Below are 12491 nucleotides of genomic sequence, written 5' to 3' on the forward strand. Positions count from 1 at the left end.
CATTTAAAGCTTTATCTAGCCGACGATTTTTTAAATTTTTGAGTTTGTAAGCGATTGGCATCAAACTATTTTGGACTTTTGAGTTTAAAAAAGCTGTTTTTTATTGCGTTACTTCATAAAGTCTAGGAATTTTTTATTCCATTTTAAATTTGATTGCGAATCTTCCGTTAAATGGTCCTGTTTTTCTTCTTTTTTCTCTTTAATTTTTAAGATAAGGGTTCAAAAGAAATAAAATTTGGGCTTGGGGAATATTGTCAAAAGAATGGATTTAAATATAAGGATGGCTGTGATGCAGTGAATTTTCACTTTTTTAAAAAAAACTAAAAATTTTAACTATTCGAAAAATTCAAACGTTTTCGGTTGAATATTCAGTAATAAAAACTTTATATGGTTAATGATTATCAAAAAATACCAATATTCTGTTAACATCATTTTTTGCAAAACCGATGCGTAGGTTTTGTTAATAATTGCAAAATTCAATTTAATAGCTCATTTTAGATTTGAAATTAACTACGTAAACCAAAAAATCGTTTTTTTCAAAACAACAAACCCTATGAGAAATTATTTACAACAAGTAAAAACGTATGTGCTAGTTGCTTCGCTGATGATGTTCAGCATAGCTGCAGCATTTGCGCAAGGCCGGGAGGTCACAGGGACCATCCTGGATGCAACCTTGAAGGATCCCCTTCCTGGAGTAACTGTCTTGATTAAAGGTACCACAAGAGGTACGAATACTGATTTGGATGGTAAGTTTAAATTAACTGTACAGCCTGGAGATCAGGTGTTGGTAGTCTCTTTCGTTGGTTTTTCCACACAAGAGATCACCATTGGCAATCAGTCTATTTTTAACATTGAGCTAGCGGAAGATATCCAAAGTCTTCAGGAAGCTGTAGTAATCGGTTATGGTACGCAGGATCGAAAAGAAATTACTTCTGCTGTGGCTTCTGTAAGCTCCGAACAATTCAACAGAGGTAACTTCCCAAATCCTACCCAGTTATTACAAGGTAAGGTTGCTGGTTTGAACGTAACCAGACCAGGTGGTAACCCAAATGCTGCTCCTGAGCTTCGTTTGAGAGGTATTTCTTCTTTTGGTGCTGCTCAATCTCCATTGATTGTATTGGATGGTGTGATTGGAGCTTCTTTGGATGCTGTTGATCCTAATGATATTGAGTCATTTGATGTATTGAAAGATGCATCAGCTGCCGCTATCTATGGTACGAGAGGTGCTGCGGGGGTGATTTTGATTACTACTAAAAAAGGTACTTCGAAAAAAGGAATTTCTTCTGTAACGATCAATACTTTTGGTGCTGCTGAGCAACCTACCAATTTTATTCCAGTGCTATCTCCTGAGCAATTTGTAGAAAGAGGTGGACTTGATTTTGGCTCTAGAACTGATTGGAGAAGAGAAGTTACCCAAACAGCGTTGAATGGTACAGTAAACGCGTCAATCACTGGTGGATTTGAAAATACTTCATTTTTGGCTTCTGTCAACTATCGTAATAACGATGGTATTGTAAAAGGTACCAATAGAGAGCAGTTGAATACACGTTTTAATTTGAACCATGGTGCTTTGAATAATAGATTGAGAATGAATCTCAATTTGTCCTATTCTAACATAGATGAAACAAACGTGAATGGCGAGGCTGTTCGATATGCAACTATTTACAATCCTACAGCTCCAATATTTGAAAACACGGAAGAATCTCAACGATTTGGTGGGTATTTCCAAAGACAATTGTTTGATTTCTTTAATCCAGTTGCCTTGATCAATCAGCAACGATTTACGAATGAAATAGCAGCTGCTATTTATTCTTACAGAGTAGAGTTTGATATTACAGATAATATCACGGTAGCATCTCAGTTTTCGCAGGATAGATTTACTAGATTAGGTAGTAATTTCTGGTCTCGCCAAGATTTTCAAACAGGTTTTGGTAGATTTGGACAGGCTGGACAAAACATGGAAACCAAAACACAATCCATTTGGAATGGAACGATTCGTTACCAAAATGAGATTTTTGATGGAATGGATTTTACCTTTTTGTTAGGGGGTGAAACTCAAATTTTCTCTGAAAGAAACAATAATGTTGAAGTTGCTAGATTTTTGTTTGATGTAGGACCCAACAATTTGGAAGCTGGAGGTTTAAGATTTGGACCTGGTACAAATTTAAGTTCATTTGCAGAAAGATCTGTTTTGAACTCTTTGTTTGCAAGAACTAGTTTTAACTACAACAATACGTACTTCTTAAATGCGTCTTTGAGAGCAGAGACCTATTCAGGTTTTGGTAGAGATAATCAAACTGGTTTCTTCCCTGCGGTTTCCTTAGGGGCTGACTTTACTCAAATCTTCGATATGGGTATCTTCAACCAATTTAAGCCAAGAGCATCTTTTGGTGTGGTAGGTCAATTGCCTCCATCTGCAACATTAGCCTTGGGTGTGTTTGGTAATGGTAACAGAATTCCATTGAATCCTGATCAGCCAATCAACTCAGTTTTTGTTGGTCCTCGTCAGTTATCGAATCCTAACCCACAATTAAGATGGGAGACTACCCGTGAATTTACAGTAGGGTTGGATTATGGTATCATGAATGGAAAAATAACTGGTCAAATTGACTACTATCAAAGAACTATCTCTGACTTACTCTTCAACGTAGAAGTACCAGTAGGTGCACCAAACGAGTTCGCTCCAGGTAACTTCTACACTGCTTCTAATGTTTGGGCAAATATCGGGGAGTTGAATTCCGGTGGTTTTGAATTCTTGGCACAATTGAATGGCACTAAATTAGGTGTGGTTGATTGGATCCCTTCTTTTAACTTTACTATTTACCAAAGAGCAAGATTCGGTAATATTGGTGTAGGTTCTATTCAGTTGCCTGAAATCAGGCAAGGTATTCCAGGCGCTCCAGGACAAAACAACAACCCAATTGTATGGAACAGAGAAGGCGAAAGAATTGGTGATTTTTGGGGACCACGGATGTTAGGATTAACTGAGAATGGCGAATATATTCTTTCTGGCGAAAATCCATCAGAATTTGAACGTTTAGGAAATGGGTTGCCAGTTGGTGATTTCGGTTTCTCCAACACCTTCATTTACAAAAACTGGGATTTGAATTTCTTACTAAGAGGTAGCTGGGGTCATATGATTTACAACTCCTTCAGAGGTTTCTATGAAAATGCAGATGGTGCTTCTTTGACATGGAATTCTGTGTTAACCCGAAACACTCCTACCTCTCCATTAGTTACATCTACGCCAACGTTCTCTGACTTGTACTTGGAAAGAGGTGACTTTATGAGATTGGATAACCTTCAAATCGGTTACAACGTACCTACTACATCGGCCTTTATCAACAACTTACGTTTGTATGCGGGTGTTCAGAACTTGTTTACCATCACACAGTTTTCTGGTGTAGATTCTGAAGTTAGATGGCAAGATACAGAGAATCCATTCGAGCCTAATCCATTAGCTCCTGGTATCGAGCGAAGAAATACCTATTTCTTACCAAGAACTTGGACAGCTGGATTGACAATAACCTTTAAATAACATAAACTCAAATTAATATATGTTACGATCAATTAAATCATTATTCATTGGGAGCCTTGTAGCAATGACCATGGGGTCATGCTGGGAGCTGGAGCAGGAGGTACTTACGGGGATTACCCAAGAGGAATTGAACAACAACGTGACTCCTGAATTAATCGAAGTGTTGAAACAAACTGCATATTCTGCAGTAGTAGGGAACTGGGGTGGCCATGGTGGTTTATACAGTGTATTAGAAGTGACATCTGATCATTTAGCAATTCCACAAAAAGGAGCTGACTGGGAAGATGGTGGTATTTGGTTAAGAGCGCATAGACATACTTGGTTATCTGTAGATGGCCCTTTGAATGGTTCTTGGCAGTATCCATTTACAATCGTTGCCGAATCAAATCTTTTGCTGCAACAATTTCCTGATTTAGCCGAATTAGGGGCAGAATTGAGAACATTAAGAGCTTTAGCGTATTTGTGGTTGATCGATACTTTTGGAAATGTTCCAATTATTGTAGAAACTGATAGAGGAGGAAGCCCTGCACAAAATACCCGCGCTGAAGTTTTTCAGTTTATCGAGCAAAGTATTTTGGAAAATGTGGATTTGTTAACTCGAAATAATACAAGAACCAACTTGAATTATTGGACAGCACACATGATTCTTGCCAAATTGTATTTGAATGCAGAAGTGTATACAGGTACTGCTAGATGGGCTGATGCAGAAAGAATTTTGGATGTAATTATTAGCGAAGGACCTTACAGTTTGACGCCGAACTTCTTTGCTAATTTCTCTGCAAACAATAGCAACTCTCCGGAGAACATGTTTACATTACCATATGATGCAAACAATGCTGGTGGTTTCAATATTCACCAAATGACCTACCACTATTCAACACAGCTTACTTTTGAGCTACAGGAACAGCCTTGGAATGGGTATGCTGCCTTGGAGGAGTTTTATAATAGTTTTGAGGAAGGAGATACAAGAATTGCATCCTTGAGAGAAGGGCCTCAGTTTAGATCTGATGGAGTTACTCCACTTCTCGATGATTCTGCGGAAGCAAATGATCCTGATGGACCAGCTATTAATTTTACCCCTAACATTAATATGTTAGCTCCGAATGCCTTCAGACAAGCAGGTACTCGTATCAATAAATGGGAAATTCCTTTGGGTCAAGGTCCTGATTTGGATAACGACTTTGCAATTTTCCGTTACGCTGATGTATTGTTGATGAAAGCAGAAGCAGCATGGAGACAAGGTAACACTGCTGTTGCATTAAACTTTGTTAACCAAGTAAGGGAAAGAGCAAATGCCCCTGCTTTGACTACTTTAAATGCTGACCTATTATTAGCTGAAAGAGGTAGAGAATTATTTGCAGAGGGTCATAGAAGATCTGACTTGATTCGTTTTGGTAGATTCAATGATCCATGGTGGGAGAAAAATGCTTCTCCAGCCTTCAGAAACTTGTTCCCAATTCCTGAGAATCAGTTGCAAGCTAATCCTAACTTGAGACAAAATCCAGGTTATTAATCTGAATTACATAGTATAAAAGAAGTGCGCCTTTTGGTGCACTTCTTTTTAATTTTTATAGCTTCTTAGTTTTCTTTTTTTCAACTTCACTCCCTGAAATTGGCTGTTAAGCAGGTATGCAATTTAAATTTCCTCTCAGATTAGTTCTTGTTTCAGTGATTAAGGCAATTGGTCATTTATTTGCCTGTACTGTGAAAGCCTTTAATCATGGAATAACAATCTCTTTGCTTATTATTAGTTTTTATGCATGTAAATCCACTACCTCTTCAGAAGAACAGACTTTATTTGAGTTACTACCTTCCTCCCATACAGGGATTGATTTTAGAAATGATTTGGTGTATGATGAAAAATTTAATCCTTATACATTCCGGAACTTTTACAATGGAGCAGGTGTAGCCCTTGGAGATATTAATAATGATGGGTTGGTAGATATTTTTTTTGCAGGGAATCAAGCCGAAAATAAACTATACCTTAACAAAGGTAATTTTCAATTCGAAGATATTACAGCACAGGCAGGTTTGGCTGTGCCCGGTATTTGGTCCACAGGTGTAAGTATGGCGGATGTGAATGGAGATGGGTTGTTGGATATTTACATTTGTAAATCAGGCCCTCTCGGTGGAGAGGAGCGCCACAATGCTCTCTACATCAATAATGGTGACCTGACATTCATTGAAATGGCCCATGAATATGGGTTAGCAGATACAGGATTATCCCAACATGCGGTGTTCTTTGATTTTGACCTAGATGGGGATTTGGATATGTACCTGCTCAACAATTCAGCACGGTCAGTTGGTATCAATGATCTAAGGATAGGCCAACGAGATATTAGAGATCCTGAAGGAGGAAATAAACTCTATAGAAATGATGGAGGGTATTTTGTGGATGTCAGTGAAAAGGCTGGTATTTATGGTTCTGCGATAGGCTATGGTCTTGGAGTGACTGTAGCTGATTTGAATCGAGATGGATGGCCTGACTTGTACGTTTCCAATGATTTTTTTGAAAAGGATTATCTCTACCTCAATAATGGTGATGGTACATTCACAGAGGCCTTGGAAGATATGATGACTGAAATCAGCATGGGTTCTATGGGGGCAGATATTGCTGATTTGAACAACGATGGCTGGCAAGATATTTTCGTCACTGAGATGCTTCCCGCAACTTGGGACCGTGTAAAAACCAAAACGCCTTTTGAAGATTGGGATAAGTATCAAGCGAATGTAAAAGCAGGGTATTTTCATCAATTTACCCGAAATACTTTACAAAGGAATTTAGGCTTTAAACCTAATTCCAAAGAAATCCATTTTGCAGAGGTCTCTCGATTTGCGGGCGTACATGCGACCGATTGGTCTTGGGGAGCCTTGATTTTTGATGCGGATAATGATGGATTGAAAGATATTTTTGTAGCCAATGGCATTGTCAAAGATCTCACAGATTTTGATTATGTTGATTATTATGTAAATAATCAAAACCTCATTTCTCAGTATAAAAGAGACTCCATTCTTTTGACCAAAATGATCGATGAGTTTCCCTCCAATCCTTTGAGAAATTACTTGTTTAAAAATTTGGGAGATTATCGTTTTGAGGACATTGCAGCGAACAGCGGATTGGATCAACTCACCTTTTCTACAGGGGCTGCTTATGCTGATTTGGATAATGACGGAGATTTAGATTTGGTCATCAACAACCTCAATGGAGAAGCATTTATCCTAAAAAATAATGCACGGGAATTAACCGATCATTCGTTCATTCAACTCAATCTTGGAGGATATTTTGGAACGCAGGTAAGTGTGTATGCTGGGAAAGAGCTTTATTATGCGGAGCACAATCCTGTCAAAGGCTACATGTCATCAGTTGATCATCGGCTACATTTGGGGCTAGGTACCCATACCAGTATTGATTCGATAATTGTGCGGTGGCCTAGTAGGCAAGAAACTATCTTAAGGGATGTCGCAGTGAATCAGATCTTGGATTTATTACCTTCAGCTGCGCAGAATGCATATACCTCAAGTAAGCCAATTCAAGTAGTGCCACTTCTTCGATTATCACCACAGCAAATTGATTGGAAACATGAAGAGAGTGATTTCGTTGATTTTGATCGGGATAGACTTCGAATGAAAATGATTTCGAATGAAGGTCCAAAAGCCGTAGTTGCGGACTTCAACGGAGATGGGTTAGACGATGTATTCTTACCAGGTGCTAAAGGTCAATCCTCACAAATTTGGATTCAACAAAAGAACGGTTCTTTTTTCCTATCCCAAAGCTTTGATGAGGATGCTATTCCTGAAGATATTGATGGGTTGGTCTTAGATGCCAATGGAGATGGCTTTCCTGATTTGTACGTCTTGAGTGGGAGTCTAGAATTTTCTCTCAAAAACCCCAACTACCAAGACCGATTGTATTTGAACGATGGGAAGGGGAAGTTTTCAAAACAAGAAAAATCTTTACCCATACGTTATGAAAGTAGCTCGAAAGCTATTCGATTGGACATCAATGATGATGGGTTAGATGATATCCTAGTAGCTACTCGTACCATCCCCTTTGCGTATGGAGTTCCTGTCGGCTTGAGTTTGCTTGTTAATAAAGGTGATGGAACCTTTGCAGATGAGACATCAGTCCGTATGCCGGATATAGCTTCCATTGGGATGGCTCGGGACCTTTGGTGGGGAGATTTTTTAGGGAATGGACGTAAGCAACTAGTAGTCGTTGGTCATTGGATTCCAATTTCGGTGTATGAGTGGGACGGACAGACTCTTGAAAATATCAGCAAATCCCTTGGTTTGGGTGATTTGAACGGCTTTTATAATCATGTATTGGTAGAAGATCTTGATGGCGATGGTAAACTCGATCTTTTTGTCGGAAATTTTGGGAAGAACTCCAGGTTTTTGGCTGGTCCTACCACCCCTTTGCGCATGTATGTAAATGATTTTGATCAAAATGGAAGTGTGGAGCAAATCATCACGCAGTTTGAAAATGAGTTTGCATATCCTATTGTGTTGAAACAAGCTTTACTCAAACAACTGCCTAGTTGGAAAAAGCAATTACTTAATTTTGATAGTTACAAAGACAAACGCTTGGAAGAGTTGGTAAGCCAGGAAATCTTAGGTAGAAGTGTAGTATGGGAGGTACATGAATTAGCATCCCAGCTTTTTATCCAACAAGAGAATGGTACTTTTGTACAAACAAAGTTACCATCTGAACTTCAGTATGCGCCAATATTCCATGGGCAATTAGTATCCGCTCCCAATCAAAAAAAATATATGGTATTAGGAGGCAATCATTCCAGAATCAAACCTGAGTGGGGCATACAAATGGGAAGTTATGGATGGCTGATGGAGCGTGATGCAACAAGCTGGAAAATCATCGATGCTTCTAATTCTGGAATTTATATACCGGGAGAAATCCGATCTATACAACAGATAAATACGCATATCGGCACCAAGCTATTGGTGACCCGATCCAATGAAAGACCGTTAATATATGAGTGGAGTAAATAAAATTGCTATGAGAAGAGCCATTGTCAGAGAAGGAATAACTATCAGGGGATTGCTTGCAGGGATCTTGCTAAGCATGTTTTTCTTGGCATCTTGTACCCCTAAATCCGAATACGATCAAGTCAAAGAGCGTGAATTAAAGTCAGGAAAAGTGGTAGAGGATTTATTTTTGGATCTTCGCTTAGGCATGGGAAGAAAGGATTTTTATGGGACCTGTTGGGAGCATAACAAAAACGGTATATTGACTAATGGTGCCCATTACTTGCAGGTATTGTATAATCCTATTTTACCCTCTGGGAAAGTTGCCAATATGCATTTCTATCCAAAGTTTGAGGAAGACCATCTATTTTACATGCCTATTGAGTTGGTGTATCAGGACTGGTTTCCAGGTAACGAAGCCTATTCCATAGATAACCTTATGGGAGATGTGATGGGAATGTTGGAGAAATGGTATGGAGATGGTTTTTTTGAAGTGTCGAATAAAGAAAAAACAGTAAAAGCCATGGTCAAGGTGGATGGAAACAGGCTGATTCGTGTCCACAAGAAAAATATCAACACGGTAAAAGTTGAAATTTTAGATCTGCGCATCAAAGATTTCGCTCAGTTAAATAAAAGCGATGAAGAAGTTTAGCATATATGGATATCTAGTAGGCCTAGTTATTTTTTGGGCTTGTGGCACTGCGGAAACACCAGTACCAGAAAATACGCTTTTCGAAAAGTTGCCAGCATCCTTGACAGGTGTAGACTTTCGGAATGATTTAAGCTTTGATGATCAATTCAATATTTTCACCTACCGAAATTATTACAACGGAGGAGGTGTCGCTGTAGGGGATGTCAATGGTGATGGCTTGATAGACATCTATCTGACTGCCAATATGGGACCTAATAAGTTGTACCTTAACCAGGGAGATTTTAAGTTTGTCGATGTGACCGCACAAGCCGGAGTCGCAGGTACTCGAGCTTGGAGTACTGGTGTAGCCATAGCGGATGTCAATGGAGATGGGTTATTGGATATTTATGTATGCAACTCTGGAGATGTTAAGGGGGATAATAAGCAGAATGAATTGTTTATCAATAATGGAGATGGAACCTTTACAGAGATGGCTGAAGCGTTCGGCTTGGCAGATGAAGGTTTTTCTACGCATGCCGTATTCTTTGATTATGATAATGATGGAGATTTAGATTTGTATTTGCTTAATAATAGCTATCAGGCTATTGGGAGCTTCAATAAAATGCAAAACGAGCGCCCCAGAAGAGATCCTGTGGGAGGGGATAAATTGTTTCGGAATGAAGGGGGGAAATTTACCGATGTTTCAGAAGAAGCGGGTATTTATGGTTCAGTCATCGGTTTTGGCTTGGGAATTACCATCGGGGATGTAAACAGAGATGGATGGATGGACATCTTCATTTCCAATGATTTCTTTGAGCGTGATTATCTATATATCAACAATCAGGATGGCACCTTTACCGAAAGTCTCACCGATTATATGATTTCAACTTCTGCGGCTTCTATGGGTGCAGATATAGCAGACCTGACTAATGATGGCTATTTGGATATTTTCGTAACCGAAATGCTTCCCGAGCCACCACAGCGTCTAAAGCAGATTACCACTTTTGAGAGCTGGGATAAGTTTCAGTTCAATTTGGAACATGGCTATCATTACCAATACACCCGAAATATGCTGCACGTCAATAACGGAGATGGAACCTATTCTGATTTGGGAAGAATGACTAATGTGGAGGCTACCGACTGGTCATGGGCTGCCTTGATGTTTGATATGGATAATGATGGTTTGAAGGATATTTGGGTTGCCAATGGGATTTATCAGGATTTGACAGACTTGGATTACCTGAATTTCATTGATAATGAAGATACCAAGCGTGCAATCATCTCCAAGGAGGGAGTGGATTATAAAGCCTTGATAGATCCTATGCCAATCAATCCTGTTTCCAATTATGCCTTTAAAAACAAAGGAAACTTGGTTTTTGAGAATGTAGTACACCAATGGGGATTGGGAGACCCTATTCACTCCAACGGTTCTGCTTATGTGGATTTGAATAATGATGGGGCTTTGGACTTAGTAGTCAATAATGTCAACCGAGAGGTGTTGATTTTTAAAAATAAAAGCAGGGAAATGCATCCGGAACATAATTTCCTGAAAATTGAATTGAAAGGGAAAGGTCAAAATACGAATGCTATCGGAGCACAAGTTCGGTTGATTGCTAATGGAGAGTCCTTCTATCAAGAGCAAATGCCCAATCGAGGCTTTCAGTCCTCGGTAGATCCTCGATTAAACTTTGGTTTGGGATCTCTTTCCTCTATTGATGAGGTGCAAGTTCGATGGCCTGATGGCGCTTTTACCATCGTTTCTAATGTGGAAGTTAATCAGACGCTAGTGCTGAGCTGGGCGGATGCTGTGGTAGAAAATTTTCAGTTTTTCACCGAGCCTCAAGAGCAATTATTCAAAAAAGTCGCCAAGACATCGGTGGATTTTACCCATCAGGAAAACCGTTTTGTGGATTTTGATAGGGATCGCCTGACCTATCACAAGTTATCTACTGAGGGACCTGCCGTAGCTGTAGGGGATGTCAATGGCGACGGACTGGAGGATATCTTCTTTGGTGGGGCTAGAAGTTTTGAAGCTTCTTTGTATTTGCAACAGCGGGATGGAACTTTCAAAAAATCCAATCAGTCGGCATTTGCAGAGGATAAGCTTTCTGAAGATGTAGATGCTGTATTTGCCGATTTTGATGGGGATGGAATGTTGGATTTGTTGGTCGCCTCTGGAGGGAACGAGTTTGGTTTTGGCTCCATGGAACTTGCAGACAGGCTTTATTTGAATGACGGAAAAGGGAATTTTACCAAGTCCACTGTTTCAGGGTTGGTGAACTTCAAAAATAGCACCTCCTCTTTGCAAGTAATGGATATCAATGGAGATGGGTATTTGGATATTCTGGCATTTTCCAGGGTAGTACCTTTCCTTTACGGTGTGAATCCCAATTCTTTGGTTTTGCTGAATGATGGGAAAGGTGCATTTTCTGATGCTACGGCAACGATTGCTCCTGAATTCAAGGAATTGGGCATGGTGACAGATGCAGTCCTCGCTGACTTGGATGGGGATGGGCGTTTGGATGTAGCAGTAGTAGGTGAGTGGATGGCCCCAACGATCTTCTGGAATCGAAACGGGAAGTTTGCAAAGGATATAGATTCTGAACTCAGCAAGTTCACAGGCTGGTACCAGGCCATTGCTGCGGGAGATTTAACTGGTGATGGAAAAGTTGATTTAGTATTGGGCAATCATGGACTGAATACCCGTTTCAAAACATCTTTCGAGCGTCCAATTCGGATGTTTGTCAACGATTTTGATCAAAATGGATCAGTGGAACATGTGTTTGTTCAAAAATCAGGTGACAAGCATGTTCCATTTACCTTGAAGCATGAGTTGGAGCGTCAGATTCCTTCGATAAAGAAAAATTTCTTGAAATACAGTTCATTCAATGATAAGTTTTTGGAAGAGATCTTCACTCCGCAGCAATTGGAAAAAGCGATCATACAGGAGGTGAATTATTTTCAAAGTGCTGTTTTACTCAATCAAGGAAGTGGTTCTTTTGAAGTGAAAGAGCTACCTCGCATGGCACAGCGAAGTTGGATGTATAGCATAGCCCTGGAAGATGTGAATGAAGATGGACAGTTGGATATCTTGATGGGAGGCAATCTCTACGGTGCTAAGCCAGAAGTTGGTCAATACGATGCAAGCTATGGGGAGTTACTCTTAGGGAATGGCGATGGGACATTCGAATATGTGCCCAACAGAAGCCATGGTCTGCAAATAAAAGGAGAAGTCCGTGATCTGAGGGTCATGCAGCTTCAAGGAAAACGACAGTTGATGGTTACAAGAAATAACAATCAGGTTGAGTTTTGGGAGTTTTGACGGACATTGCAAGACAT

Annotated in this window: 5 protein-coding genes; all 5 read left to right on the forward strand. The window is 39.7% G+C overall.

Features of this window, described 5'->3' with window-relative positions; translation table 11 throughout:
- Positions 1 to 553 precede the first annotated feature (553 nt).
- Complete coding sequence (locus IPZ59_RS09670) at positions 554 to 3538, forward strand: SusC/RagA family TonB-linked outer membrane protein (RefSeq protein WP_236139642.1); 2985 nt, start codon at positions 554 to 556, stop codon at positions 3536 to 3538.
- A gap of 19 nt (positions 3539 to 3557) precedes the next feature.
- The gene (locus IPZ59_RS09675; protein ID WP_236139643.1) at positions 3558 to 5051 is read left to right on the forward strand and encodes a RagB/SusD family nutrient uptake outer membrane protein; all 1494 of its coding nucleotides are present in this window, start codon (positions 3558 to 3560) and stop codon (positions 5049 to 5051) included.
- A gap of 155 nt (positions 5052 to 5206) precedes the next feature.
- On the forward strand, positions 5207 to 8545 hold the full coding sequence (locus IPZ59_RS09680) for a VCBS repeat-containing protein (RefSeq protein WP_236139644.1): 3339 nt from the start codon (positions 5207 to 5209) through the stop codon (positions 8543 to 8545).
- Positions 8529 to 9173, forward strand: a complete 645-nt coding sequence (locus IPZ59_RS09685) for a hypothetical protein (RefSeq protein ID WP_236139645.1) — start codon at positions 8529 to 8531, stop codon at positions 9171 to 9173. Before IPZ59_RS09680 ends, IPZ59_RS09685 begins: the two co-directional genes overlap by 17 nt.
- Positions 9160 to 12474 (forward strand): FG-GAP-like repeat-containing protein, encoded by a 3315-nt coding sequence (locus IPZ59_RS09690; protein ID WP_236139646.1) that lies wholly within the window; start codon positions 9160 to 9162, stop codon positions 12472 to 12474. The genes IPZ59_RS09685 and IPZ59_RS09690 overlap by 14 nt, the downstream gene beginning before the upstream one ends.
- Positions 12475 to 12491 lie beyond the last annotated feature (17 nt).

It is taken from the genome of Mongoliitalea daihaiensis, assembly GCF_021596945.1.
In the GTDB taxonomy this organism is placed as follows: Bacteria; Bacteroidota; Bacteroidia; order Cytophagales; family Cyclobacteriaceae; genus Mongoliitalea; species Mongoliitalea daihaiensis.